Origin of the sequence: Streptomyces sp. NPDC087440, assembly GCF_044744005.1 — a bacterium.
Taxonomy (GTDB): Bacteria; Actinomycetota; Actinomycetes; order Streptomycetales; family Streptomycetaceae; genus Streptomyces.
The window spans coordinates 298,954-325,450 of record NZ_JBIUXN010000007.1; the positions used below are offsets into that span (position 1 = coordinate 298,954).

24 protein-coding genes and 1 riboswitch are annotated in these 26,497 nt (G+C 70.3%); of the genes, 9 read left to right on the forward strand and 15 right to left on the reverse strand.

Going from position 1 to position 26,497, the window contains the following annotated elements; all coding sequences use genetic code 11:
• Window positions 1-96 precede the first annotated feature (96 nt).
• A complete protein-coding gene (gene mnmA, locus ACIO3O_RS17565; protein ID WP_401746412.1) occupies window positions 97-1,236 on the reverse strand; it encodes a tRNA 2-thiouridine(34) synthase MnmA in 1,140 nt (379 codons plus the stop codon).
• Window positions 1,237-1,312: 76 nt separating this feature from the next.
• Here mnmA and ACIO3O_RS17570 point away from each other — a divergent pair, with 76 nt between their 5' ends.
• Window positions 1,313-2,008 carry an N-acetylmuramoyl-L-alanine amidase gene (locus ACIO3O_RS17570; protein WP_401746415.1) on the forward strand — a complete coding sequence of 232 codons (696 nt, stop codon included), beginning with the start codon at window positions 1,313-1,315 and terminating at the stop codon, window positions 2,006-2,008.
• Here the strand turns inward: ACIO3O_RS17570 and ACIO3O_RS17575 are convergent.
• The 3 genes from ACIO3O_RS17575 to ACIO3O_RS17585 all read right to left on the reverse strand — a co-directional run bounded on the left by ACIO3O_RS17575 (window position 2,005) and on the right by ACIO3O_RS17585 (window position 5,919).
• Entirely contained in the window at window positions 2,005-3,246 is a 1,242-nt protein-coding gene (locus ACIO3O_RS17575; RefSeq protein ID WP_401746535.1) for a cytochrome P450, read from the reverse strand. The genes ACIO3O_RS17570 and ACIO3O_RS17575 overlap by 4 nt on opposite strands.
• 263 nt (window positions 3,247-3,509) lie before the next feature.
• Window positions 3,510-4,679, reverse strand: a complete 1,170-nt coding sequence (locus ACIO3O_RS17580) for a cysteine desulfurase family protein (protein WP_401746417.1) — start codon at window positions 4,677-4,679, stop codon at window positions 3,510-3,512.
• 286 nt (window positions 4,680-4,965) lie between these two features.
• Window positions 4,966-5,919 carry a helix-turn-helix transcriptional regulator gene (locus ACIO3O_RS17585; RefSeq protein ID WP_401746419.1) on the reverse strand — a complete coding sequence of 318 codons (954 nt, stop codon included), beginning with the start codon at window positions 5,917-5,919 and terminating at the stop codon, window positions 4,966-4,968.
• Between the two features lie 124 nt (window positions 5,920-6,043).
• On the opposite strand from ACIO3O_RS17585, the gene ACIO3O_RS17590 reads away from it, so the two are divergent.
• A complete protein-coding gene (locus ACIO3O_RS17590; RefSeq protein WP_401746422.1) occupies window positions 6,044-6,223 on the forward strand; it encodes a hypothetical protein in 180 nt (59 codons plus the stop codon).
• Window positions 6,224-6,245: 22 nt separating this feature from the next.
• Here ACIO3O_RS17590 and ACIO3O_RS17595 read toward each other — a convergent pair whose 3' ends face one another.
• From ACIO3O_RS17595 to ACIO3O_RS17640, 10 genes are all read right to left on the reverse strand, one after another.
• Window positions 6,246-7,094 (reverse strand): thioesterase family protein, encoded by an 849-nt coding sequence (locus ACIO3O_RS17595; RefSeq protein ID WP_401746425.1) that lies wholly within the window; start codon window positions 7,092-7,094, stop codon window positions 6,246-6,248.
• Between the two features lie 94 nt (window positions 7,095-7,188).
• Entirely contained in the window at window positions 7,189-7,860 is a 672-nt protein-coding gene (locus ACIO3O_RS17600) for a trimeric intracellular cation channel family protein (protein WP_401746427.1), read from the reverse strand.
• 80 nt (window positions 7,861-7,940) lie between these two features.
• On the reverse strand, window positions 7,941-9,332 hold the full coding sequence (locus ACIO3O_RS17605; RefSeq protein WP_401746430.1) for a M1 family metallopeptidase: 1,392 nt from the start codon (window positions 9,330-9,332) through the stop codon (window positions 7,941-7,943).
• Between the two features lie 173 nt (window positions 9,333-9,505).
• Entirely contained in the window at window positions 9,506-10,555 is a 1,050-nt protein-coding gene (locus ACIO3O_RS17610; protein WP_401746536.1) for an ABC transporter ATP-binding protein, read from the reverse strand.
• A gap of 98 nt (window positions 10,556-10,653) precedes the next feature.
• Window positions 10,654-11,799, reverse strand: coding sequence for an ABC transporter ATP-binding protein (locus ACIO3O_RS17615; RefSeq protein WP_401746432.1), 1,146 nt, complete (start codon window positions 11,797-11,799; stop codon window positions 10,654-10,656).
• A complete protein-coding gene (locus ACIO3O_RS17620; RefSeq protein ID WP_401746538.1) occupies window positions 11,796-12,770 on the reverse strand; it encodes an ABC transporter permease in 975 nt (324 codons plus the stop codon). Before ACIO3O_RS17620 ends, ACIO3O_RS17615 begins: the two co-directional genes overlap by 4 nt.
• 153 nt (window positions 12,771-12,923) lie before the next feature.
• Window positions 12,924-14,708, reverse strand: coding sequence for an ABC transporter substrate-binding protein (locus ACIO3O_RS17625; RefSeq protein ID WP_401746433.1), 1,785 nt, complete (start codon window positions 14,706-14,708; stop codon window positions 12,924-12,926).
• Window positions 14,709-14,836: 128 nt separating this feature from the next.
• Window positions 14,837-15,853 (reverse strand): ABC transporter permease, encoded by a 1,017-nt coding sequence (locus ACIO3O_RS17630; RefSeq protein ID WP_401746436.1) that lies wholly within the window; start codon window positions 15,851-15,853, stop codon window positions 14,837-14,839.
• 401 nt (window positions 15,854-16,254) lie between these two features.
• Window positions 16,255-17,037 (reverse strand): enhanced serine sensitivity protein SseB C-terminal domain-containing protein, encoded by a 783-nt coding sequence (locus tag ACIO3O_RS17635; protein ID WP_401746439.1) that lies wholly within the window; start codon window positions 17,035-17,037, stop codon window positions 16,255-16,257.
• A gap of 170 nt (window positions 17,038-17,207) precedes the next feature.
• Window positions 17,208-17,948 (reverse strand): enhanced serine sensitivity protein SseB, encoded by a 741-nt coding sequence (locus ACIO3O_RS17640; protein WP_401746540.1) that lies wholly within the window; start codon window positions 17,946-17,948, stop codon window positions 17,208-17,210.
• Window positions 17,949-18,349: 401 nt separating this feature from the next.
• Here ACIO3O_RS17640 and ACIO3O_RS17645 point away from each other — a divergent pair, with 401 nt between their 5' ends.
• A complete protein-coding gene (locus ACIO3O_RS17645) occupies window positions 18,350-19,003 on the forward strand; it encodes a hypothetical protein (protein WP_401746442.1) in 654 nt (217 codons plus the stop codon).
• A 63-nt stretch (window positions 19,004-19,066) separates the two neighbouring features.
• Here ACIO3O_RS17645 and ACIO3O_RS17650 read toward each other — a convergent pair whose 3' ends face one another.
• Window positions 19,067-19,744, reverse strand: a complete 678-nt coding sequence (locus ACIO3O_RS17650; RefSeq protein ID WP_401746445.1) for an AAA family ATPase — start codon at window positions 19,742-19,744, stop codon at window positions 19,067-19,069.
• A 155-nt stretch (window positions 19,745-19,899) separates the two neighbouring features.
• Window positions 19,900-19,997, forward strand: a riboswitch (glycine riboswitch).
• A gap of 144 nt (window positions 19,998-20,141) precedes the next feature.
• On the opposite strand from ACIO3O_RS17650, the gene gcvT reads away from it, so the two are divergent.
• The 6 genes from gcvT (at window position 20,142) to purN (ending at window position 26,484) form a co-directional block, all read left to right on the forward strand.
• Window positions 20,142-21,257, forward strand: a complete 1,116-nt coding sequence (gcvT, locus tag ACIO3O_RS17655; RefSeq protein WP_401746448.1) for a glycine cleavage system aminomethyltransferase GcvT — start codon at window positions 20,142-20,144, stop codon at window positions 21,255-21,257.
• 131 nt (window positions 21,258-21,388) lie between these two features.
• Window positions 21,389-21,766, forward strand: a complete 378-nt coding sequence (gene gcvH, locus ACIO3O_RS17660; RefSeq protein ID WP_401746451.1) for a glycine cleavage system protein GcvH — start codon at window positions 21,389-21,391, stop codon at window positions 21,764-21,766.
• A 20-nt stretch (window positions 21,767-21,786) separates the two neighbouring features.
• The gene (glyA, locus tag ACIO3O_RS17665; protein WP_401746454.1) at window positions 21,787-23,046 is read left to right on the forward strand and encodes a serine hydroxymethyltransferase; all 1,260 of its coding nucleotides are present in this window, start codon (window positions 21,787-21,789) and stop codon (window positions 23,044-23,046) included.
• Between the two features lie 222 nt (window positions 23,047-23,268).
• Window positions 23,269-24,654, forward strand: a complete 1,386-nt coding sequence (locus ACIO3O_RS17670) for an L-serine ammonia-lyase (RefSeq protein ID WP_401746455.1) — start codon at window positions 23,269-23,271, stop codon at window positions 24,652-24,654.
• Window positions 24,655-25,162: 508 nt separating this feature from the next.
• Entirely contained in the window at window positions 25,163-25,858 is a 696-nt protein-coding gene (locus tag ACIO3O_RS17675; RefSeq protein WP_401746458.1) for an ArsR/SmtB family transcription factor, read from the forward strand.
• Window positions 25,855-26,484: a phosphoribosylglycinamide formyltransferase gene (gene purN, locus ACIO3O_RS17680; RefSeq protein WP_401746461.1), complete on the forward strand. Its 630-nt coding sequence runs from the start codon at window positions 25,855-25,857 to the stop codon at window positions 26,482-26,484. Before ACIO3O_RS17675 ends, purN begins: the two co-directional genes overlap by 4 nt.
• Window positions 26,485-26,497 lie beyond the last annotated feature (13 nt).

Sequence of the window (26,497 nt, forward strand, 5' to 3'; positions counted from 1 at the left end):
GTGGGTGCACGCCCCCGTGAGGACTCGGACGGACGCCCAGGCGCGGACTCAGACCGACGCTTCCGTGCGGACTCGGACGGACGCCCCCGTGCGGACTCAGACCGACGCTTCCGTGCGCCGCGACGTCGTCGCGATCGTCGCCGAGCCGACCACGCGCGTGCCGTCGTACAGCACGATCGCCTGTCCGGGCGCGACCCCGCGCACGGGCTCCTTGAAGCTGACGCGGAGCTCCCCGCCGACGAGCTCCGCGTCGACCTCACTCTCGCCGCCGTGGGCACGCAGCTGTGCGGTGTACGTGCCCGGGGCGGCCGGTGCGGTGCCGCACCAGCGGGGGCGGATCGCGGTCAGCGCGGTGACGTCGAGGGCCTCGGCGGGGCCGACGGTGACGGTGTTGTTGACCGGGGAGATGTCCAGGACGTAGCGCGGCTTGCCGTCGGCGGCGGGGTGGCCGATGCGCAGGCCCTTGCGCTGGCCGATGGTGAAGCCGAAGGCGCCGTCGTGGGTGCCCAGCTTGGTGCCCGACTCGTCGAGGATGTCGCCCTCGGCCTTGCCGCCGAGGCGGTTCGCGAGGAAGCCCTGGGTGTCGCCGTCGGCGATGAAGCAGATGTCGTGGCTGTCGGGCTTCTTGGCCACCGCGAGATCGCGGCGCTCGGCCTCGGCGCGGATCTCCTCCTTGGTGGTGAGGGTGTCGCCGAGCGGGAACATCGCGTGCGCGAGCTGCTTCTCGTCGAGGACCCCGAGGACGTACGACTGGTCCTTGGCCATGTCGGAGGCGCGGTGCAGCTCCCGCGAGCCGTCCTCATTGACCACGACTGTGGCGTAGTGCCCGGTGCACACGGCGTCGAAGCCCAGCGCGAGCGCCTTGTCGAGGAGAGCGGCGAACTTGATCTTCTCGTTGCAGCGCAGGCACGGGTTCGGGGTGCGCCCGGCCTCGTACTCGGCGACGAAGTCCTCGACGACGTCCTCGCGGAAACGCTCGGCGAGGTCCCAGACGTAGAACGGGATGCCGATGACGTCGGCGGCCCTGCGGGCGTCCCGCGAGTCCTCGATGGTGCAACAGCCGCGCGCGCCGGTCCGGAAGGACTGCGGGTTGGCGGAGAGCGCGAGGTGGACTCCGGTCACGTCGTGTCCGGCCTCGACGGCTCGGGCGGCGGCGACGGCGGAGTCGACGCCGCCGGACATGGCGGCGAGGACGCGGAGGGGGCGCGGGGCAGCAGGGCGCGGGGTATCGGTCATAGCTCGTCCAGAGTAGTCGGAACCATCCCGGGACTCCCAAGCGTTACCTGTGCAGGACGGGGACAGGGGGGTCGTGATGGCCAAGAAGGCGAAGAAGCCGCTGCCGAGTGGGCAGAAGAAGCCGAGCAGACGCGGCTTCCTCATCGGTACGGGTCTGGTGGTGACCGGCGCGGCCGTGGTGTGGGGCGATGAGGCGTCCCGGCTGTGGTGGAAGGTGCCGGGGGTGGACAAGCAGCGCACGGACGGCGCGGTGGACCAGCCGGGCGCCCAGTGGGTGGCGGCGTCGGCGGGCAATCTGCGCACGGCGGACCGGCCGGACGACTACCGCATCGACCGGATCGTGATCCACACCACGGAGGGCAGTTACGACACGGCGATACGGGTCTTCCGCGATCCGCTGCACGCGGCCGCCGCGCACTACGTGATCCGGGCAAGGGACGGGAAGATCACGCAGATGGCGCGCGAGCTGGACGTGGCGTACCACGCGGGCAACCGCGGCTACAACGAACGCAGCATCGGCATCGAGCACGAGGCGTTCGCCCACCGGAAGGGCACCCTGACGGAGGTCATGTACCGGTCGTCGGCCCGGCTGGCGGCCGGGATCTGCGCCCGGTACGGCATACCGGTGGACCGCGAGCACATCGTCGGCCATGTGGAGGTCCCGGGCACGGACCACACCGACCCGGGCCCGTACTGGGACTGGGACCACTACCTGAAGCTGGTCCGCCAGGAGGCCCGCAAGCCCTCCCCCGCCCCCGTGCGCAGCACCTAGCGCAGGTGCACCGGCAGGGAGTCCACTCCGTACACGATGGACAGCTTGCGGAAGTCGAGGTCCTCCGGGCGCACCGCGAGCTTCATCTGCGGGAAGCGGCGCACCAGTGCCGGGTAGGCGGCCCGCAGCTCCATGCGGGCGAGCTCGGCGCCGATGCAGCGGTGGATGCCGTAGCCGAAGGCGAGGTGCCCGGAGGCCTTGCGGTCCGGGTCGAAGCCGCCCTGGTCGGGGGTGTAGGCCGCGTCCCGGTTGCCGCCCGCCAGCGAGCACAGCACCAGGTCGCCCTTGGGGATGTGCACACCGGCTATCTCGATGTCCTGGCGCGCGAAGCGGGGGAAGGCGACCTGCACGACGGTGAGGTAGCGCAGCGCCTCCTCCACGAAGGGCGCGGCGGCCGCGTCGTCGTCGCGCAGCCGCTCGAAGGCCTCGGGGTTCTGGAGCAGCAGCAGGGAGCCGAGGGCGAGCATGCTCGCGGTGGTCTCGAAGCCGCCGGTGAGGACGCCGTCGGCGAGGCCCGCCAGCTCCTCGTCGCCGACGGTGTCGCCGTGGTCCCGGATGATCATGCCGATGAGGCCGTCGCCCGGGTTCTCGCGCTGCTTCTTGACGACGTCGCGGAAGTACGAGAGCGACTCGGACATCGCACCGAAGGGCGCGGTGGCCCCGCTGAACAGGTCGAAGCGCTCCATGGCGAGCTGCTGGAAGTCGTGGCGGTCCTCGTAGGGGACGCCGAGCAGCTCGCAGATGGTGAGGGAGGGGATCGGCAGCGCGAAGTCCTGCACCAGGTCCACGGGCCCGCCCTGGGCGCCCGCCGCCTCCATCACGTCGAGCTGCGCCTCGATCAGCTCGTCGATGCGCGGGGTGAGGCGGCGCAGGCGGCGCATCGTGAACTCGGGGGTCAGGATGCGGCGCAGGTGCGTGTGGACCGGCGGGTCGCTGAAGCCGAGGCCGCCGGGGTTGTGCTCGGCGACGACGCCGGCGTTGCCCGCGAGGTTGGTGAAGTCGCTGCTGAAGCCGTCCGTGGAGCCGAGGACCTCCTTCATCTCCTCGTACCCGGTCACCACCCAGGCGTCCATGCCGAAGGGCAGGGGGACCTGGTAGATCGGGGACTGGGCGGCCCTGGCGGACAGCTTGGCCACCGGGTCGAGGCCGTCCCGGCGCATGGGCAGGAGCAGGTTTTCGGGAAGCCGGTTGAGCAGCGAGGAGCTGATGCCGTGCTTCTGGATCCTGGCCAGATACATGCGTCCGATGCGCGCGGTGATGCGGGAACGGAGGGTCGCCTTCAACGTGTACTCCATGGGTCGTCGTGCGGCCCCCACGCGCGGCGCGTGACTTCTGCGACTTCTGAGGGACTTCAGAGGGCTCAAGTATAAAGAGCGATTGTGCGCCATCAGGGTTGAGCGTGATGAGGGTTACATAAAACAGAGTCCCCCTCCGCTTCCCGTTCTGATACTGACTCGCAGGTCAGAACGGGCGCGGTACGGCCGGGGCGGGGGCCGGGCGGCTAGCTGAGCCCCGCCGTGCGGGCCCGTTCCACCGCGGGGCCGATCGCGGCGGCGACCGCCGCGACGTCCGCCGCCGTGGAGGTGTGCCCGAGGCTGAAGCGCAGGGTGCCGCGCGCCAGGTCGGGGTCGGTGCCCGTCGCGAGGAGTACGTGCGAGGGCTGGGCGACGCCCGCGGTGCAGGCGGAGCCCGTGGAACACTCGATGCCCTGGGCGTCGAGCAGGAGCAGCAGCGAGTCGCCCTCGCAGCCGGGGAAGGTGAAGTGCGCGTTGGCGGGCAGCCGCCCGCCGGGAGCCGGGTCACCGCCGAGGATCGCATCGGGGGCGGCGGCCAGCACGGCCTTCACCAGATCGTCGCGCAGCGCACCGACGGTCCGGGCGAAGTCTTCACGCCGCTCGGCGGCCAGGACGCCCGCGACGGCGAAGGAGGCGATGGCGGGGACGTCGAGCGTGCCGGAGCGCACGTGCCGCTCCTGCCCGCCGCCGTGCAGCACGGGTACGGGGGTGTACTGGCGGCCCAGCAGCAGGGCGCCGATGCCGTACGGGCCGCCGACCTTGTGGCCGGACACGGTCATGGCGGCGAGCCCGGAGGCGGCGAAGTCGACGTCCAGCTGGCCGTACGCCTGGACCGCGTCGGCGTGCAGCGGGACGCCGAACTCGGCTGCCACGTCGGCGAGTTCGCTCACCGGCATGATCGTGCCGATCTCGTTGTTGGCCCACATGACGGTGGCCAGGGCGACGTCGTCGGGGTCGCGGGCGATGGCCTCGCGCAGGGTGTCCGGCTGGACGCGGCCGTACGCGTCGACGGCCAGGTACTCGACGTTCGCCCCCTCGTGGGTGGCCAGCCAGTCGACGGCGTCGAGGACGGCGTGGTGCTCGACGGGGCTGGCCAGGACGCGGGTGCGGCGGGGGTCCTCGGCCCGGCGGGCCCAGTACAGGCCCTTGACGGCGAGGTTGTCGGCCTCGGTGCCGCCCGCGGTGAAGACCACCTCGCTGGGGCGGGCCCCGAGCGACGCGGCGAAGGCCTCGCGGCCCTCTTCGACGGTACGACGGGCTCGGCGCCCGGCGGCGTGCAGGGAGGAGGCGTTGCCGGTGACGGTCAGTTGGGCGGTCATCGCCTCGACCGCCTCGGGCAGCATGGGCGTGGTCGCGGCGTGGTCGAGGTAAGCCATGGTGGGGCGATTGTACGAGGGTGGGGTGGGGGGCCTGCACGGTGCGGCGGGAGTGGGGGCGGGGTGGGGCCTCTTTGGACGGGCGTCCGGCGCGGGGGCGGAGCCAGGGGCGGCACCCGGGCGGGCCGGGAGCGGGAGGGGCCGCCCCCTTGCCCGCCCGTTCCGCCCCCTTGGGGCGGCCCCGTCGCCCAAGGGGACGGGGCGGCAGAGGGCGGCCCAAGGGGACGGGGGCGGCAAAGGGCGGCCCAAGGGGGCTGGGGCGGCAAAGGGCGGAGCCCAAGAGGGCTCAGCCCCCGTAGAGCTCGGCCACCTCGTGGGCGGTGCGGAGGAGTTCGGCGCGGGCCTCCTCCGGGGCCAGGATCTCCAGGCCGGTCCCGAAGTCGAGGAGGCCGCGGACCCAGCGCAGGTCGGGATAGGCGAGGGAGAGCTCGGCCCAGTCGTCCGAGGGCGGCGCGGGAGGGGTCACCACGTCCGCCCCGTGTATCCGCAGGAACATGTCCAGCCGCCCCGCGCGCACCCTCACCCGCACCACCACCCCCGCCGTCCGGGACTCCACCCCCTCCCGCAGCCCCTCCCAGACCTCCGCCAGCTCCACGCCCGCCCGCCGCCGCACCGGATCGTCCAGCACGGCCGCCGACCGCACCCGGTCCGCCCGGTACAGCCGGGGCGCCCCCCGGTGGTCGGCGATCAGGTACCAGGTCCCGGCCTTGGACACGAGTCCGTACGGGTCGACCGTGTACGTCCGTACCGCGGCGGAATCCGCGTGCCGGTAGCGCAGCCGCACCCGCCGGTCGGCGAAGACCGCCTCGTGCAGCACCCCCACGTCGGTCTCCTCCGCGGACCGCCGCCACCGCACCGGGTCCACGATGATCCGGCGGCTGGTCAGCTCGGCGGCGGGCCGGTGCGGTGCGGGCAGCGCCGCCATCACCTTGCGCAGCGCGCTCCCCAGCGCCCGGTCGAGCCCGAGGTCGGCGTGCGTGCTCTGCGAGGCCAGCACGAACAGGGCCCGCGCCTCGTCGCTCGTCAGCCCGGTGACGTCGGTCCGGTAGCCGGGCAGCAGCGCGAACCCGCCGCGCCTGCCGCGCTCCGCGTACACCGGCACGCCCGCCGCCGACAGCGCCTCCATGTCGCGGTGGACGGTCCGCACCGACACCTCCAGCCGCTCGGCCAGCTCGGCGGCCCGCACCAGGCCGCGGGTCTGGAGCAGCAGCAGGATCGAGAGCAGTCGGTCGGATTTCACAACGGTCAGACTGCCACCGCATGTCCACCCCGACAGGGGGCACCCGGCGCATAAGGATTCCGTAAGGGGTCGCAGGCCCAGTCGACCGAGCCAGTCAACTGGCAAGTACACAAGGAGACTTCAGATGCTGGCAATCGTGGGAGCCGTGCTCTTCGTCATCGCGTTCATCATCAACGCGGCCGACATATCGGCGAACGAGATCTTCATGCCGACCAGCCTGATGCTGCTCGGCCTGGCCTTCCTGGCCCTGCACGTGGCGGGCATCGGCTCCGGCTGGGGCGGCCGGGGCCGCAGCCGCCGCTGACCGGCCCGCCCCACCGGCCCGGTTACTGCCGCGGCGCCCGCGCCAGCTGCCGCGACTGCGCCACCAGCCGGTCCGCGCTGTCCCAGACCTCCGCGTCCTCCTCCAGGAAGCCGCCCGCCAGGTTGCGGGTGACGATGGAGACCCGCAGCGGTCCGGGCGCCGGGCGGCACCGTACGTGGCAGGTCAGCTCGACGGTCGGCGTCCAGCCCTTCAGCCCCAGCTCGAAGCTGGTCGGGGGCAGGGCGTCGACGGTGAGCAGCAGCGACAGCGGGTCCGCGTCGCGGCCGTCCGCGAGGCCGAACCAGGCCCGCATCTCGCCCTTGCCGGACGGCGCGCCGACCGCCCAGCCGACCGTCGCCGGGTCGAGCCGCAGGTCGAGGCGGGCGGTGAGGGCAGTGGAGCCGGGGATCTCGGGGGCGGGCCCGTCGGACGGGCCCAAGCAGTGCTCCAGCGGCGGGATCGCGGGCGGCTTCGCGGTCGTACGGACGTCCTCGCTGAGCGCGCCGAGGTCACCGTAGGAGGCGAGGACGCGGATGCGCTCGACCTCGTTGCCCTCCGCGTCGTACTGGAAGAGGGACGCCTGCCCGGAGGAGAGGGTGCGTCCGGTGCGGACGACGTCCGTACGGACGACGGCCGGTCCGGGCACCGACGGCGTGAAGTAGTGCGCGGACACCGTGAACGGGTCCGGGTGCGGGAGCGCGTCGGCGAGCGCGCGGCCGATGACGGCGAGGAGGTAGCCGCCGTTGACGGCGTTGATGATCGTCCAGCCCGCGGAGAGCTCCGCGTCGTACACGCCCGGCTCGCGCCGCACCACGGCGGTGTCGCGGTCGAACTCGCTGTCCCCGAGGGACCCGGTGGGTATCTGTGCCATGCCTGGCACGCTACACCGGCCGATTACTGAGCGGTAGCTTTTTCGGTACGGGAGGACCTTCCCGTACGCGAGGACCTTCCCGTACGCGAGGACCTCAGCCCGCCTGATCCGGCGCGTCCACCTTCACCGACGACCTGTGCCAGGCCCGCGGCGCCCGCCAGTGGAACTTCAGCGCGGCCAGCCGCAGCCCGAAGGCGGTGACCACCGCGAGCCCGCTGGTGAACGGGTTGAGCACGTCGAAGCGGATGCACAGCGCGACCATCGCCGCCCCCACGATCGCGGGCACCGCGTACAGGTCCCGGTCCCAGCGCAGCAGGGAGGGCACCTCGTTGGCCAGCACGTCGCGCAGCACGCCGCCACCGACCGCCGAGGCGAGGCCCAGGGTCGCGGACGCGGTCAGGCCGAGCCCGTAGTCGTACGCCTTGGCCGTGCCCGTGACCGCGAACAGGCCGAGCCCGGCCGCGTCGAAGACGTTCACCCCGAGCTGGATGCGCTCCACCTCGGGGTGCAGGAAGAAGACCAGGACGGTGGCGAGCAGCGGGGTGGTGAAGTACCCCAGGTCGCTGAAGGCGGCCGGCGGCACCGCGCCGATGATCAGGTCGCGGAACAGCCCCCCGCCCAGTGCCGTGACCTCCGCGAGGACCGCCATGCCGAAGACGTCGAAGTTCTTGCGGACGGCGAGCAGCGCGCCGGAGATCGCGAAGACGAAGATCCCGACGAGGTCGAGCACATGTTGGACGGAGGGGCTGAAGAGTTCCTGGAGCACGCGACATTCTTACCTACGTACGGGCTCCGAACGCTTTTGTGTCAGGCGTGTGGCCTACGGCGCGGGCTTCGGCCGAGCGGCTACAGCGCGGGCTTGCCCTTCGTGTACAGCCAGGTGTTGAACAGCCCGTCGAGCTGCTGTCCGGAGATCTTCTCCGCGTACTTGATGAACTCGCTGGTCTCCGCGTTGGCGTACTTGTAGTCGGAGACCCAGGTGCGCAGCAGCTTGAAGAAGGCCTTGTCGCCGATCTTCTCGCGCAGCACCTGGAGCGTCATCGCACCCCGGTTGTAGACGGCGGAGGCGAACATCGTGTCGCGCTGCGGGTCGCCGACCACCGTCTGCCAGAAGGCCGACTCCGCGGGGCGCGCGTTGTACGAGGCGCGCATCAGGTCGTGGGCGTTGCCGCGGCCCTTGTGCTCCTCCCACAGCCACTGGCTGTAGGTGGCGAAGCCCTCGTTGAGCCAGATGTTCTGCCACTCCTCGACCGAGACCGAGTCGCCGAACCACTGGTGGGCCAGTTCGTGCGCGATGGTCGACTCGCTGCGGACCGCGGAGTAGACGGGCTTGGTCTGGGTCTCCAGGGAGAATCCGGCCTGCGGCATGTCGTCGACGATCGCGCCGGTCTCCTCGAAGGGGTACTTGCCGAAGAGCTGCGACCAGTAGTCGGTGACCTCGGCGGTCACACCGTAGACGTCGACGTCGTTGCTGTTCTTCAGCACGGGGTCGATGGCGACGTAAATCGGTATGCCGCCGGGGGTGACGCCCTGCTTCACGTCGAACTTGCCGATGGTGGCGGTGGCCAGGTAGGTCGCCATCGGCTTGTCGGTGCGCCAGTGGTGGGTGGTCGTACTGCCCTCGGTCTTCGTGGACACCAGACGGCCGTTGGAGACGCCCGTCAGGCCCTTGGGGGCCTTGATGCGGATGTCGAAGGTGGCCTTGTCGGAGGGGTGGTCGCTGCCGGGGAACCAGGTGGAGGCGGCGTTCGGCTCGCAGGCCACGAAGACGCCGTCCGTCGTCTTCATCCAGCCGTAGTCCGAGCCGAAGACGATCGGCCCGGAGAGCGCCTCGGGCACTCCCCCGTACTTCACCTCGACCGTGAAGGTGTCGCCCTTCTCCAGCCAGCGGGTGGGCGTGATGCGTATGTCGTCGCCCTTGCGGCTGAAGTCCGCACGTCTGCCGTTCACCTTGATCGAGTCGACGGTGAGCTTCTGCAGGTCCAGGTGGAAGGACGAGAGGTTCTTCTGCGCCTTCGCGGTGATCTTCGTCAGGCCGTCGAGGCGGTCGGTGTCGGGGTTGTAGTCGAGCCCCAGGTCGTAGTGGCGGATGTCGAAGCCGCCGTTGCCGAGGTTCGGGAAGTACGGGTCGTCGACGCCCACGCTGCCGGGTTTCGGGCCGGGGGCCGCGGCGACCAGGCAGAAGGAGGAGGCCGCGAGTGCGACGGCCGCCAGACGTGCCGAACGGGAGAGTGCCATGAGTCTGCCCTTCGAACGCGTTGACCTGCCCCACGGTGTGTGGAGCAGTCGCGCCGACTCTGCACTCTCCCGTTCCGGGATGCGACCGACATGTACATGACTTTACGAAGTCGTGCCCTACCGGCCGGTTGGAACCCGTACGTCCGGATTCCGTTCGCCCAACTCCCGTACTCCTAGGCCTCCTTGGCGACGTCCACGACCTTCACCGCGTCCTTCGCCGCCGCCACGATCTCCTCGCCCGGCGCCTGGTCCGCGGCGTTCTCCGGGTGGTGGCAGGCGACCTGCTGGCCGGGCTTGAGCTCAAGCAGCGGCGGGTCCTGCGTCAGGCAGATCTCGGTCGCCTTCCAGCACCGGGTGTGGAACCGGCAGCCGCTCGGCGGCGAGATCGGCGAGGGCACGTCGCCCTTGAGCAGGATGCGCTCGCTCTTGACGCCGCGCCGCCTCGGGTCGGGCACCGGCACCGCCGACATGAGCGCCTTGGTGTACGGGTGCATCGGCGCCTTGTACAGCGACGCGCGGTCCGCCAGCTCGACGATCTTGCCGAGGTACATCACCGCGATCCGGTCGGAGACGTGCCGGATGACCGACAGGTCGTGCGCGATGATCACATAGGTGAGGCCCAGCTCCTGCTGGAGGTCGTCCAAAAGGTTGACCACCTGCGCCTGGATCGACACGTCGAGGGCCGAGACCGGCTCGTCCGCGACCACCAGCTTGGGGTTGAGCGCGAGCGCGCGGGCGATGCCGATGCGCTGGCGCTGACCGCCGGAGAACTCGTGCGGGTAGCGGTTGTAGTGCTCGGGGTTGAGGCCCACGAGGGCCATCAGCCGCTGCACCTCCTTCTTGACCCCGCCCTCGGGCGTGACGCCCTGGAGCTTGAACGGCGCACTGACGATCGTGCCGATCGTGTGCCGGGGGTTCAGCGAGGAGTACGGGTCCTGGAAGATCATCTGCACGTCGCGGCGGTGCGGGCGCATCTTCGCCGTGGACATGTGGGTGATGTCGTGGCCCTCGAACTCGACCTTGCCGCCGGTCGGTTCCAGCAGGCGGGTGATCAGCCGGCCCATGGTCGACTTGCCGCAGCCGGACTCGCCCACGACGCCCAGGGTCTCCCCCGGGTACACCTCGAAGGACAGCCCGTCGACGGCCTTGACCGCGCCGGTCTGGCGCTGCATCAGCCCGGACTTGATCGGGAAGTGCTTGACCAGGTTCTCGACCCGCAGCAGCGGCTCGCCCTTGGGCTTGGCGGCGGCCGGCTCCTGCTTCGCGGCGGCCTGCTCGGGCTCGGCCGCCTTCGTCTCGTTCTCGCTCACGGCTTCATCGCTCACAGCTTCGGCGCAATCTCTTCGGTCCAGATCCGGGTCCGCTGCTCGGCCGAGAGGTGGCAGGCCGAGAAGTGACCGCTGCTGACCTGCTGCAGCTCGGGCCGCACGGTCCGGGTGACGTTGTCCTTGGGCACGTCGGCGTACGGACAGCGCGGGTTGAAGGCGCAGCCTTCGGGGATGTTGATCAGCGACGGCGGCGAGCCCTTGACCGGGATGAGCCGCTCGGTCTGCTCGCGGTCGATGCGCGGCATCGAGCCCAGCAGACCCCAGGTGTACGGGTGCTGCGGCTGGTAGAAGACCTCTTCCGCGCTGCCCCGCTCGACACAGCGGCCGCCGTACATGACGAGCAGCTGGTCGGCCATCTCCGCGACGACGCCCAGGTCGTGCGTGATCATGATGACCGCGGAGCCGAACTCCTTCTGCAGGTCGCGGATCAGGTCGAGGATCTGCGCCTGGACGGTGACGTCCAGGGCGGTCGTCGGCTCGTCGGCGATCAGCAGGTTGGGGTTGTTGACCAGCGACATCGCGATCATCGCGCGCTGGCGCATACCGCCGGAGAACTCGTGCGGGTAGGAGTCCACGCGCTTGTCGGGCTGCGGGATGCCGACCAGGTCGAGCATCTCGATCGCCCGCTTGCGCGCGACCTTCTTGTCCACGTTGTGGTGGACCCGGTACGCCTCCACGATCTGCTTGCCGACCGTGTAGTACGGATGCATCGCGGACAGCGGGTCCTGGAAGATCATCGCCATCTCGCGGCCGCGGAGCTTGCGCACCTCGTCCGGGTCGGCGCCGAGCAGCTCCTGCCCGTCGAACCAGATCTCGCCGGTGACGCGGGCCTTGCTGCGCCCGTACTGGCCGGTGGTGTGCAGGCCCATGATGCCGAGCGAGGTGACCGACTTGCCGGAGCCGGACTCGCCCACGATGCCGAGGGTCTCGCCCTTCTCCAGCTGGAAGCTGAGCCCGTCGACGGACTTGACCAGGCCGTCGTCGGTCGGGAAGTGCACCCGCAGGTCCCGTACCTCCAGGAAGGAGGTCGAGGGTGCGGAGCCCACCTCCTGGGGGACGCCCACGGTGGTGTCGGGCACGGTCGCCCCGGCGGACCCGGCGGTGGCCTTGTCCGTGCCGGGCTTGTCGAAGTCGGTCATCCGAGCCTCACTCGCGGGTCGATGACGGCGTACAGCATGTCCACGAGAAGGTTGGCGACGCAGATGAACAGCGCCGCGATCAGCGTGACGCCGAGGATCACGGGCAGGTCCTTCTGGGCGATCGCGTCGACCGCGAGACGCCCGAGACCCGGCAGGTTGTAGGTGGACTCGGTCAGGATCGCGCCGCCGAGCAGGGCGCCGAGGTCCAGGCCGAGCAGGGTGAGCACCGGGGTCCAGGTGGAGCGCATCGCGTGCTTGCTGATGACGACGCGTTCGGTGAGCCCCTTGGCCCGGGCGGTGCGGATGTAGTCCTCGCCGAGGATCTCCAGCATGCTCGCCCTGGTGAGCCGGGCGTACATGGCGGCGTACAGGAAGGCGAGGGTGATCCAGGGCAGCAGCATGCTCTGGAACCACTGGCCGGGGTCGTCCCCGAACGCGGCGAACTCACCGTCGATCCAGCCCAGTTGGAAGCTGAAGATGGCCAGCGAGAGCAGACCGGTGAAGTAGATGGGGAGCGAGACGCCGGCCAGGGCGATGGTCATCGCCATGCGGTCCCACAGGGAGCCCCGGCGCAGTGCCGAGACCACGCCCGCGGCGACGCCGCCGACGACCCACAGAAGGCACGCGCCGGCCGCGAGGGACAGCGTGACCGGCAGGGCCTCGGTGAGCTGCGGCCAGACTTCCTGCTCGGTACGGAAGGAGTAACCGAAGCAGGGGGCCGCGCACTGGGTGACGTCAGTTCCGCTGGAGTACTCCCGGCCGACGAACAGCGCCTGGACGAAGTGCCAGAACTGCACGAGGACGGGGTCGGCGAGACCCAGCTTCTCCCGGATGCCCTCGATGGACGCCGGGTCGGTCTGCTTGCCGACGAACAGCAGGGCGGGGTCCTGTCCGGCCCATTTGGGCAGGACGAAGAAGATGACGAAGGTCGTCAGCGTGACGACCAACAGCATCATGATGACGGCGAACAGGCGCCGGATGACGTAAGCAAGCACTGTGCGCGGCCCGGTGACGGCCGGAGCACCCCGGGTCACGGGGTCCTCCGGCCGCCTCCTGCGGCCATCACCTGCCCTTCGGGCTTGGCGGGTTGGCGATGGTGGGGATCAACTGGTCCTCGGTGAGGACTACTTCACGACGCCGAGCGACGCGTAGTCGTAGCGGCCGTTGTAGGCGGTCGACGAGTAGACGTTCGTCAGCCGCGAGCTGCGCCACGAGAAGTTCTTCTCGTACAGGAACGGCATCTGCGCGGCGATGTCGGCGGTCTTGTGGTTGATCTGCTTGTAGAACTCCGCGGCCTTGTCCGGGTCGGTCGCCTTCAGGGCGTCGTCGAACATCTTGTTGATCGCCGGGTCGTTCGTCTCGGAGCCGTTGTAGTTACCGGTGGCCGCGATGAAGCGACCGTCGATCAGCGGCTGCGAGAAGCCCTGGCCGGTCGGGAAGTCGGGGCCCCAGCCGGTCATGATCAGGCCGAGACCGCGCTGCTTGACGACGGTCGGCGAACCGGTGATGGACGCCGACTCGGCGCCGTCGATGACCTCGACCTCGGCCTGGATGTTGACGGCCTTGAGGGACTGCTGGAGCGCCTCGGCGGTCTCCTTCTCACCCGTGTTGTTGCTGCGGGCGCTGATCTTGGTCTTGAAGCCGTTCGGCTGGTTGCAGGCCTTGAGCTGCTCCTTGGCCTTGGCCACGTCCGGCTTGCCGCCGCGGGCCTTGACGCCGTACGGGTCGTAGTCGTCGTAGCCCTTGATGGTGGTGGGCAGCATGGTGGTGGCCAGCGGACCGCCGGCCTCCTCGCCGCCGCGGACCTCCTGGAGCGACTTGAAGTCGGTCGCGTAGATGACGGCCTTGCGGCACGCCACGTTGGTCAGCGGGCCGACCGGGGCCATGTCGACGTAGCGGGTGAACGACGTCTGGATGTTGTCGACGTTGTCCTTGTGCTTCTGCAGCGCCGCGATACGGCCGGACTGGGTCAGGCCGGTGCCGTTCATGTCGACGTCGTAGTCACCCTTGATGAGGAGCTTGTCGAGAGCCTCCATGTTGGGGTTGACCGTGACGGTGACCTTGTCAGGAAGAGCGGCGCGGACGGTGTCCGTCTCCTTCTTCCACTTGTCGTTGCGCACCAGCGAGATGGACTTCTTCGGCGAGTACGACTCGAACTTGTACGGGCCCGAGGAGAACGGCTTCAGCTGGTACTTGGCGCCGGTGTCCTTCTCCTTCTTCACCGGGGAGCCGGCCGGCATCGCCAGCATCTGCTCGAAGTCGACGTTGGGCGTCGCCAGGTTGAAGACGATGGTCTTGTCGTTGGGCGTCTCGATGCCCGCCGGACCGTCGCTGGTCTTGTCCTTGTACGGGCCCTGGTACTTGGGCTTCGCGCCCGGGTCGAGGGCCTGGACCAGGTAGCTGGGACCACCGGTGATGGCTTCCTTGGCCCACAGGCGCGAGATGCCGTACTTGATGTCCTTGGAGGTGATCGGCGTGCCGTCCTCCCAGGCGATCCCGTCCTTGAGCTCGTACGTGTAGGTCTTGCCGCCGTTCGTGATCTTGCCGTTGGCCTTCGCGAGGTCCGGCACCAGCTCGGCGCTGGCGTTGCCGGGCTTGGCCGCGTAGGTGACCAGCTGGCGGGAGTAGAAGCGGGAGAAGTCCCAGGCCATGCCGTAGTACTGACGCTGCGGGTCGGCAGAGTCCAGGTCCTGCTTGCTGATCATCTTCAGCGTGCCGCCCGCCTTGGTGGACGGGTTCGCGATCTTGTCACCGGTGGCCGCGTTGAATCCCGCCGCCTTGCCGCCGCTCTTGCCCTCGTCCTTCTTGTCACCGCCGCCACCGCACGCAGCGGTGGTCATGAGGGCGGCCACGACGACCGCCGCTCCGGCGACCTGCCTGATCCTCGCCGACGAACGCTGGGGATTCATGGGTTCTGCAACCTCCGGGTGAGTGCGGTTACCGGCACAGGGCCCGGAAACCTTCGTGTTGCCGCCTGGCCGTTGTGGCAGGGGCGAGGTGGACGGGGCGCGGCCCTCGCGGGCCGCACGCCCGGTGGTCAACGGGTGCCCTTCGGGTCGAGTGCGTCGCGCACTCCGTCGCCGAAGAGGTTGAAGGCGAGCACCGTGATGAAGATCGCCAGACCGGGCGCGATCATGAACAGCGGGTCGCTCTCGTAGGTGTTGATGGCCTTGGAGAGCATCTGTCCCCAGGAGGCCGTCGGCGGCTTCACACCGGCGTTCAGGAAGGAGAGCGCCGCCTCGGTGAGGATGTTGGTGGGGATCATCAGCGTCGTGTAGACGGTGATCGGCGCCACCAGGTTGGGCAGCAGCTCCTTGAACAGGATGTACGCCCGTCCAGCGCCCAGGCTCCGGGCGGCCTCGACGTACTCCTTCTCGCGCAGCGACAGCGTCTGCCCGCGCACGATGCGGCCGATGTAGGGCCAGCCGAAGAAGCCGATGACCATGACCAGGATGAAGATGCGGACCGAACTGCCGGTCATGCCCAGGAGATCGCCCGGCAGCACCGAGACCAGCGAGATGATGAAGAGCAGCTGCGGGAAGGCCAGCAGCATGTCCATCACCCGGCTGATGACCGAGTCGACCCAGCCGCCGAAGTAACCGGCGACGATGCCCAGGACCGTACCGAGGACGACGGCGACCACCGCGGCGAGGAACGCCACCAGGAGGGAGATCCTGGCGCCGTAGACGATGCGGCTGAACACGTCACGGCCGTTGCCGGGCTCGACGCCGAGCAGGAAGTCGGAGCTGACGCCGGCGAACATGTTCTCGTCGAGGCCCTTGGCGATGTTGAACAGCGGGTCGATCTTGTCCTGGTGGAACTCGTCCGGCGGGTGGCCGAGCAGGTCCACGATCAGCGGGGCGAAGAGCGCCACGAGCACCAGGAAGACGACGACGATGCCGCCGGTCAGCGCGAGCTTGTCACGCTTGAGTCTGGTCCAGGCGATCTGGCGCAGCGAACGCCCCTCGACCGACTTCTTCGCAACATCGGCCGCGACGTCGGCGGGAGCGGCCTTGTCCGCGTCCGGCGAGGTGTCGTGCAATGGTGCCGTCATCGTGGTGGGGACCCCTCTCGGCCGACGGTGGTCGGCCCTTGCCCGCCGCTGTGGCGGCTTGGAGCTTGTCGAACACAGGGCGAACGCCCCTTGATTCGGGGAGTCTTCAACGCAGACGCCGGACCCCGCCAGACCCCCCGGCCAATGGATGCGCAACCGTGATGCTGTCTGCGGTTTTCCGGTATCCGGACGGGGCTGAACGGCGGGCGAACAGTGGGCAATTGGGCCCAACGCCCGGCAGTACCGTCCAACTGCCGCCCAGAGACGCCAAATTGGGACACACCCATTTCCCCCGCATGCACAACCCCCGTCTCAGCATGCAGACCTGCCCACCTCCGTGCGCGGGCATGCCGATGGGCCCCCTCAGGGGGCTTTTGGGCGGAAATCGGGGAGGGGGCGGCTCAGTAGGCGCGCGACGGCGGGTAGCCGTAACCGGGCGCCCCGGTCGGGGCGGGCGCGTGCGCGTCCCGGTCGTAGAACGGCCGGGCGTTGGCGCGCAGCCACATGCCGACCGGGTCGTGCTCGTCGGTCATCGCGACCGTGGACACCGGCAGGCCGTCCGGGACGACGCCGATGGACTGCTGCATCATCGCCCGCACCGCCTCCACCGACTGGCGGCCGGTGTCGTACAGGTCGAGACCGATGGCGAGGTACGGGGCTCCCAGCGCGGGCTGCACCCAGGCGCGGCTGAGCGCGCGGACGGCCGGGGTGCGGTGCGCGTTCTGGGACAGCTGGGCGTAGAACTGCGGGATGTCCAGGGCCGGTTCGCTCATCCGCAGCGGCCCCGCGGGCATCCGGTCCAGACCGGTGGCGATGCGCCGCAGGTCCAGCCAGGGGATGCCGACGCCGCCACCGGGGGCGTGCGGGTTCAGCCAGATGCCCCAGTGGTCGGGGTACAGGGCGCGGGCCAGGTCACGGCCCGAGGTCACGTCGTACGCCCGGTTCCAGCCGCTCGCGGAGAGCTCCTGGGCGGAGGTCACGCACGGCGCGTAGCCGGTGCCCTCGACCTCCATGTTCCCGTACTGGGCGTCGGGGGAACCGGCGGTGCCGTGCCAGAGCAGCATCCACACCTGGCCGTCCGCGAGGGCGTGCAGCAGCGCCTCGTACGCGTCGTACCGCCCCGGGGTCACCTGGCGCAGCATGTGCTCGACCTGTCCGGCCGTCGCGGAGCCTGACGCGCTCACCCTGGGTCCCGCCCCTCTTCGATCCACCGTATCCACCGTGTCGACACCGCCCCCGTGTGGCGTGGTCATCCAACCAGCTTAAGCGGCACCGCTGACACCGGGCCGGTGTCGGGCGGGAAGTCTTCGCCCGCCGTGCGGGACCGCGCACGGCCGCACGGTCCCGCACGGCCTCAGTGCTCCCGCGTGTAGAACGGCCGGATCCGCTCCAGCATCCAGTCCGCCACCGGGTCCTGCGCCATGTCGAGCAGCAGCAGGTGCACCGGCCACGGCACGGACTCCCGGTTCAGCGCCTGCCCCAGCGCCTCCATCGGCGCGTTGCGGTCGGGCCCTTCCCACGACGACACCTGTACGCCGACGAACAGGGCCGGCGGGTCGCCCTCCACGCTCGCCAGGGCGCGGCGGGCGGTGACGACGACGCCGCTCTGCCGGAACGCCTCCGCGGCCGCGGCGAGGAAGTCGACGGGCTCGTCCTGCCAGTCGGGCTCGAAGAGCCGCACCCGGCCGCCGCTCGCCGGACCGTCCAGCGGGGTGCGGCCGATGCGGCACAGCTCGGCGACGGCGGGCGGCGGCAGCGGCATGCCGACCGCGCCCTCCGGGTTCACCACGATGCCCAGCTGCGGCGGCAGCCCACGGGCGAACTCCACGGCCGGGGCGACGGCGAAGTCCAGGTGGCTGCCGACGCAGGTGCGGAACTGCTGCTCGGAGCTGAAGACGGGTACGTACGCCTGGCCGTCGAACTCGATGGTCGGCAGGTCGAGCGGACCCCGGTCGGGGCCGCCTCCGTTGGGCAGCGGAATCCACACCTGCGAACGGCCGAGCACCTCCACGAGCCGTGGGCCTGCGCCGGGGTTGCCGAGGGAGGCGGCGAGCACGTCCTCCAGCTCGTTGGCCGGCCAGCCCCCGCCGGGCAGGGCGGCGCCGTCGGGAAGACCACCGCCGGGAAGGCTCCCGCCGGTCGGGGCACCGTCGCCGGGGGCCCCGTAGGGAGCACCGCCGTACGGTCCGGGCTGCTCCGGCACCCCGTACTGCCCCGTCGTCTCCGGTATGTCCACGGACCGTCCCCTTCTCGCCTGCCTACCGCCTCTGTACGGGGCCCGAGCCTATCGCCGGGGCGCTCCGGATCAGCGGAGTCCACCCGAATGGCCACGTTCCGCACCCGCCGCGTTGCGGAGCGTGCTGCGCCATTCGAGGGTGGCGAGCAGAGCCGATCGGCCGCCGGGCGGTTCCCCACCGCCACCGCTCCACCGGATGCCCCCACCGGCCGGGTCGGCCTCGTCCCCGAACTCCCCCTTCCGGAAGGAAACCCGCCGTCATGGCACTGAACAGGACCGCCGCCCTCGCCCTCTCCACGTCGCTCTGCGGGGCGCTGATCCTCGGCACGGCCGGCACGGCCGCCGCTGCCACCATCGCCGGGGGAAGCATCCCGTCGGCATCCGCAGCTGCGGGGCACGGCGTCCGGCACGACCTGGACGCCCTCACCAAGGCCGCCCGGAACCTCGCCGTCGCGCCCGCTGCGGAGCGGACCGCCGCCCGCGCCCTGGTCGAGGCCCGGCTGGCGGACGCACTGGCGGGCACCGCGTCCGCCGCCCGGGCGGACGACCCGGAGCCTGTCGCGGCCAACACCCCGCTGTCCCTGCTGGATCCCGTGGACGACGACACGACGGACACGGACACCGCGCAGACGGTCGACCCGGAGGCCGACACGGGCACGGGCACGAACACGGCGACGACCACGGTGGACACGACCACGCCCCCCGTGATCGTCGACCCGGGGCCCGCCAAGCCGTGCCCCACGGTCTCCGCCGCCCGCACCGCCCTGAAGGCGAGCGTCGACGCGCTCGTCAAGGCCGTCTCGACCGGCGACTGGGACGCCGCCCGGCAGGCCTTCGGCGGCGTGCAGCAGGCTTCCGCCAAGCTGGCGGCCACGGTGTGGGCCAAGGCGTCCGCCGCCCGTCCCCCGAAGTAGTCCCGCCCCTTTCCCCTCTCCCCCCGGCACCCCGCGCCGGGGGGAGAGGGGAGAGGCTCCGCCTCACTCCCCCTCGAACCCGATCTCCCGCAGCACCCCCGCCGCGTCCCTGTCCAGCAGTACGGCCGAGGCGCACCCGGCGGGCAGCCGCCCCTCCTCCGCGTCCCGGACCAGGGTTCCGACGGCCCTGCGGTGCCGGGCGAAGGCGTAGCCGGAGACCCCGCGGCCGCGCTCCAGCTGGCCCTCCCTGGCCACCTCGGGCGACACGTCGAGCAGGATCAGCCGCAGCCCCCGCCCGCGTCTGCGGGCCTCGCGCGCCAGCCACCGCCGCACCCAGGCCTGCGTACCGCAGTCGTGCACGACGACGGAGGCGCCGGAGCGCAGTGCCCGGCGCAGCCCCGCGTAGTGCGCGACGCGGACGAGCGGGCGGTAGAGGGCGTACGGCAGTAAGCGCGGCGCCCTGGCGTCCCAGCGCTCGCGCACGTCCTGCGAGTCGATGGTGCGCACCCCCGTGGCGGCCCTGCCCATGAGCGTGGACTTGCCGCTGCCGGGCAGGCCCGACACCACCACCACGTCCCCCTCGGCGAACATCAGCCGCCGTGGGCTGCGTCCCTCGCGCTCGCGCAGGTCGCGCACGACCCGCGCCGACACGGCTCCCACGGTCCCCACCGCTCCCACCGCCCCCACGACCGCCTCGGTCCGCAGGCCTGTCGTGGCGGCGCATGCACTGGGCTGCTGCAACGTCCTCACCCCTCCCCCTCGGGTATGCCCTCACCCTTGCCCAAGAAGTGTAAAGAAAAGGTAATGCGGGACAAGCGATTTGCTGACCGGGAGGGCCGTGCAATGATGTGCGCGCCAGGCCACACCTGTGCACCCTCAACTTCACAACGGCCGCATGAATCCGCGCGGGAGAGTCCACGGCAGCAGTGCCGAAGGACGCCGAAGGAGCAAGCTCCTCCCTTGAATCTCTCAGGCCCCGTACCGCGCGGGCGAGGCAGATCTGAAAAGCGGGTCCCCCACCGGGCGGCCCCACCCAAGGTGCAAGCCGCACGCGCGAGTTGCGACGGCGAACCTCTCAGGTTCCGATGACAGATGGGGAGGACCGTCCCCGTCGTCATGCCCTGGGAGTCTTTCCGTCATGAGCACCGCCCCCCGCCACACCGCCCTCGATGCCCTGCATCGCTCGCTCGGCGCGACGATGACCGACTTCGCGGGCTGGGACATGCCGCTGCGGTACGCCTCCGAGCGCGACGAGCACAATGCCGTACGCACGAAGGCGGGGCTCTTCGACCTCTCCCACATGGGCGAGATCACGGTGACCGGCCCGCAGGCCGTGGACCTCCTCAACTTCGCCCTCGTCGGCAACATCGGCACCGTCGGCCTCGGCCGCGCCCGGTACACGATGATCTGCCAGGAGGACGGCGGCATCGTCGACGACCTGATCGTCTACCGCCTGGGCGAGACGGAATACATGGTGGTCGCCAACGCGGGCAACGCCCAGATCGTCCTGGACGCCCTGATCGCCCGCGCCGAGGGCTTCGACGCCGAGGTGCGGGACGACCGCGACGCGTACGCCCTCATCGCCGTGCAGGGCCCGGAGTCCCCCGGCATCCTGAAGTCCGTCACGGACGCCGACCTGGACGGCCTGAAGTACTACGCGGGCCTGCCCGGCACCGTCGCCGGCGTCCCGGCGCTGATCGCCCGCACCGGCTACACCGGCGAGGACGGCTTCGAGCTGTTCGTCGAGCCGCGGCACGCGGAGGCGCTGTGGCAGGCCCTGACCGAGGCGGGCAAGGACGTCGGCCTCATCCCGTGCGGCCTGTCCTGCCGCGACACGCTGCGCCTGGAGGCGGGCATGCCGCTGTACGGCAACGAGCTGACGACGAAGCTGACCCCGTTCGACGCGGGCCTGGGCCGGGTCGTCAAGTTCGAGAAGGACGGCGACTTCGTCGGTCGTACGTCCCTGGAGGCGGCCGCCGAGCGCGCCGAGACCGCTCCGCCGCGCAAGCTGGTCGGCCTGGTCGCCGAGGGCCGCCGCGTCCCGCGCTCCGGCTACCAGGTCGTCGCCGACGGCAAGGTCATCGGCGAGGTCACCTCCGGCGCCCCGTCCCCGACGCTGGGCAGGCCGATCGCCATGGCGTACGTCGACGCGGCCTTCGCCGCGCCGGGCACGGCGGGCGTCGGCGTCGACATCCGGGGCAGCCACGAGCCGTACGAGGTCGTCGCGCTCCCCTTCTACAAGCGGCAGAAGTAGCGCCCCCGCCGCCGGAAGCAGCGCCCCGCGCCGCCGGAAGTGACGAACGCCGCATCCCCGCGGGCGTCCTCACGTCTCATCTGTCAAGACCCTGTTCCTCAGCACTCCCCCGCATCCAGGAGAATTCAGCCATGAGCAACCCCCAGCAGCTGCGTTACAGCAAGGAGCACGAGTGGCTCGCGACGGCCGAGGACGGCGTCGCGACGGTCGGCATCACGGAGTTCGCGGCCAACGCGCTCGGTGACGTCGTCTACGCCCAGCTCCCGGCAGTCGGCGACACGGTGACCGCGGGCGAGACCTGCGGTGAGCTGGAGTCGACCAAGTCCGTCAGCGACCTGTACTCCCCGGTGACCGGCGAGGTCACCGAGGCCAACCAGGACGTCGTGGACGACCCCTCGCTGGTGAACTCCGCCCCCTTCGAGGGCGGCTGGCTGTTCAAGGTGCGCGTCACGGACGAGCCGGGCGACCTGCTCTCCGCCGACGAGTACACCGCGCTCTCCGGCAACTGAAACCCTTAGGGACTCGCCTGATGTCGCTTCTCAACTCCTCCCTCCACGAGCTGGACCCGGACGTCGCCGCCGCCGTCGACGCCGAGCTCCACCGCCAGCAGTCCACCCTCGAAATGATCGCGTCGGAGAACTTCGCTCCCGTCGCCGTCATGGAGGCCCAGGGCTCGGTCCTCACCAACAAGTACGCCGAGGGCTACCCGGGCCGCCGCTACTACGGCGGCTGCGAGCACGTCGACGTGGTCGAGCAGATCGCGATCGACCGCATCAAGGCGCTGTTCGGCGCCGAGCACGCGAACGTCCAGCCGCACTCCGGTGCGCAGGCGAACGCCGCCGCGATGTTCGCGCTGCTGAAGCCGGGCGACACGATCATGGGCCTGAACCTGGCCCACGGCGGTCACCTGACCCACGGCATGAAGATCAACTTCTCCGGCAAGCTCTACAACGTGGTCGCGTACCACGTGGACGAGACCGGCGTCGTGGACATGGACGAGGTCGCCCGCCTCGCCAAGGAGAACCAGCCGAAGCTGATCGTCGCGGGCTGGTCCGCCTACCCCCGCCAGCTGGACTTCGCCAAGTTCCGCGAGATCGCGGACGAGGTCGGCGCGTACCTCATGGTCGACATGGCGCACTTCGCGGGCCTGGTCGCCGCGGGCCTGCACCCGAACCCGGTGCCGCACGCCCACGTCGTCACCACGACCACCCACAAGACCCTCGGCGGCCCCCGTGGCGGTGTGATCCTCTCCACGCAGGAGCTCGCCAAGAAGATCAACTCCGCGGTCTTCCCGGGTCAGCAGGGCGGTCCGCTGGAGCACGTGATCGCGGCCAAGGCCGTGTCCTTCAAGGTCGCGGCCTCGGAGGAGTTCAAGGAGCGCCAGCAGCGCACCCTGGACGGCGCCCGCATCCTGGCCGAGCGCCTGGTGCAGGCCGACGTCACCGAGCACGGTGTGTCCGTGCTCTCCGGCGGCACCGACGTGCACCTGGTCCTGGTCGACCTGCGCGACTCGGAGCTGGACGGCCAGCAGGCCGAGGACCGCCTCCACGAGGTCGGCATCACGGTCAACCGCAACGCCGTCCCGAACGACCCCCGCCCCCCGATGGTCACCTCGGGCCTGCGCATCGGCACCCCCGCCCTTGCCACCCGCGGTTTCCAGACGGAGGACTTCACCGAGGTCGCCGACATCATCGCGGAGGCCCTGAAGCCCTCGTACGACGTCAAGGACCTGTCGGCCCGGGTCTCTGCCCTCGCCGACAAGCACCCGCTTTACCCCGGCCTGAAGTAATTCGGTCGGGTTACGTAGGCTTCATCTGGGCGTCGCGTGGTAGGCGACTTCCAGCAATACGTAAATACGGGGCACCGCGCACACTGGACAGTGAGCTCGGTGCCCCGTCCCTTGCCCGGGGCGTCCGGCCCCGCAGCGCACTCGTTCCGCCTGTTCTGCCCTGTTCTGCCCTGTTCTGCCCGACGGACAACGACGTCCGCCACCCTTCTGAGGAGTTCTGCTGTGGCCATCTCGGTCTTCGACCTGTTCTCGATCGGCATAGGCCCGTCCAGCTCCCACACGGTCGGACCCATGCGGGCCGCCCGCATGTTCGTGGGACGCCTGAAGAAGGACGGCCTGCTCGCCCAGACCACGTCCGTACGCGCAGAACTCTTCGGCTCCCTCGGCGCCACCGGCCACGGCCACGGCACCCCCAAAGCCGTCCTCCTCGGCCTCGAGGGCCACTCCCCCCGCACCGTCAACGTCGAGACCGCCGACGCCGAGGTCGAACGCATCCGCACCACCGGCAAGCTCCGCCTGCTCGCCACCGACATCGGCGACGCCCACGAAATCGACTTCGACGAGCCCAACGAACTCATCCTCCACCGCCGCCGCTCCCTCCCGTACCACGCGAACGGCATGACCCTCTTCGCCTACGACGCCCAGGGCACACCCCTGCTGGAGAAGACCTACTACTCCGTCGGCGGCGGCTTCGTCGTCGACGAGGACGCCGTCGCCGGCCAGAACCCGATCGTCCCCGACGACACCGTCCTCAAGCACCCCTTCCGCACCGGCGACGAACTCCTGCGCATGGCCCGCGAGACCGGCCTGTCCATCTCCTCGATGATGCTCGAGAACGAGAAGGCCTGGCGCACCGAGGAAGAGATCCGCGAGGGCCTCCTGGAGATCTGGCGCGTCATGCAGGCCTGCGTCTCGCGCGGCATGTCCCGCGAAGGCATCCTGCCCGGCGGCCTCAAGGTCCGCCGCCGCGCCGCGAACTCCGCCCGCCAGCTGCGCGCCGACGGCGACCCCAAGGCCCACGCCATGGAATGGGTCACCCTCTACGCCATGGCCGTCAACGAGGAGAACGCCGCGGGCGGCCGCGTCGTGACCGCCCCCACCAACGGCGCCGCCGGCATCATCCCCGCCGTCCTGCACTTCTACATGAACTTCGTCCCCAACGCGGACGAGGACGGCATCGTCCGCTTCCTCCTCGCCGCCGGCGCGATCGGCATGCTCTTCAAGGAGAACGCCTCCATCTCCGGCGCCGAGGTCGGCTGCCAGGGCGAAGTCGGCTCCGCCTGCTCCATGGCCGCCGGCGCCCTCGCCGAGGTCCTGGGCGGCACCCCCGAACAGGTCGAGAACGCCGCCGAGATCGGCATGGAACACAACCTCGGCCTCACCTGCGACCCCGTCGGCGGCCTCGTCCAGATCCCCTGCATCGAACGCAACGGCATGGCCGCCGTCAAGGCCGTCACCGCCGCGAAGATGGCCATGCGCGGCGACGGCAGCCACAAGGTCTCCCTCGACAAGGTCATCAAGACCATGAAGGAAACCGGCGCCGACATGAAGGTGAAGTACAAGGAAACCGCCCGCGGCGGCCTCGCCGTCAACGTCATCGAATGCTGAGAACCGGCCTCCCGGTCCGAAATTCAACTGTTGAAATGGCGCCTATTCACTCGTGAACACCCCTGCCCCTGTAACAAATCGTTACAGGTGATGGGCAGGCCGGGAACAGCTTCTGAAATTCAGCCGTTACACCCCCGTCGGCTGAATATCATTCGTTGTACCAGCCGGCAGGGAGGCACGGTGGTGCCCCCCTGCCGGATCGGTCTCGAACGGGGGAAAAGTGGACGAACGAACCGCACTCTTTATAGGCGAGAATGTTGAAATCCCCATCACCTTGCATTCCGCACCCGGGATGTCCGTTCTTTCGCTGATAGGGGATGTTTTAGGGGTCCCGCAAGGAGTCCCCGGAAGCCGCCGCAGGATGCTGCGGAAGTCCTGCTCGCAGCCTCTTCTCGACATGATGGGCCCCATCACTTCTGGAGGGTCCCTTCATATTCCGGGGATTCTGTCGATGGGTGGCGAAGTCGGCGCGGACGCCATGCGCAATGAGATCGAGCGAATCTCTGACATGGGATCAGAAATGCTGCTGGCCGACCTGGAGCAGACATTTGGCGGGGAAGTCCCGCCTGCTTGGCGAAAAGCCGTCGGCAACCCTGCCGCCTTCCTGAACTCGTACGCCGACTTGGTCCGTACGACATGGGACGCGGTCGCCCCCGTATGGCACCGGGGAAAGCCTTTGCTGGAACGGGAGGCCGAACGCGCGGGTGTGGCGTCGGTCACGGGAGCGGCAGGTGTACTTCTCGCCAATCTGAGCCCACGGATCGCCTTTTCCGAGGGGAAGCTGCGGCTGCCGGACAATGCTCCGCAGGGCCAGGACGTTGTCGTACGGAAATTGACGCTCATGCCGCTGGTCTCCGGCACCCGTGCCTGCGTCTACCGTGTCGCCGAGGACGGGCACGTGCACATCGGTTACCCGGTGGCCGGGCTCGCCGCGTTCCTGAAGAGCGCCGAGTCCCCGCAGGAGCGGTCGGTGGACGTGCTCGCGATGACCCTGGGCGAACTGCGCGCCGTCATCCTGCGCAAGGGCAGTCAGTCCGTCTCCATGAGCACGCTGGCGGACCTGCTGCACTGCACGGCCAGCACGGTGACGTACCACTGCCGACAGCTCGAACAGGCCGGTCTCCTCTGCCGCGAACGGGTGGGCCGCGAGGTCCGGATACTGCGTACGCTCCGGGGCGACGCGCTGGTGGAGGCCCTGTCATGAACGAGGGCAGGACAACGACGAGCCGTCTGGTCGTCCTCATCTCCGGGTCGGGCACGAACCTCCAGGCACTTCTGGACGCCCTCGCCGACGACCCCACCGGGTTCGGGGCGAGGATCGTGGCGGTCGGGGCGGACCGGACCGGCATCGCCGGACTGGAGCGGGCCGAGCGGGCAGGCGTACCCACCTTCGTCTGCCGGGTGAAGGACTTCGCCACCCGTCAGGAGTGGGACGCGGCCCTGGCCGACGCCACGGCCGCGTACGAACCGGACCTGGTCGTCTCGGCCGGGTTCATGAAGATCCTGGGCACGGAGTTCCTCGCGCGCTTCGGCGGGCGCGTCGTCAACACCCATCCGGCGCTGCTGCCCAGCTTCCCCGGGGCCCACGGGGTCGCCGACACGCTCGCCTACGGTGCGAAGGTCACCGGCTGCACCGTCCACTTCGTCGACGCCGGTGTGGACACCGGGCCGGTCATCGCCCAGAGGGCGGTGGAAGTGCGTGACAGTGACGACGAGGCGTCGCTCCACGAGCGCATCAAGGAGGCCGAGCGGTCCTTGCTCGTCGACGTCGTGGGCCGCCTGGCCCGCAACGGGCATCGCGTGGACGGGCGCAAGGTCCTGTTGCCCTGACCTTGTCGCGCTG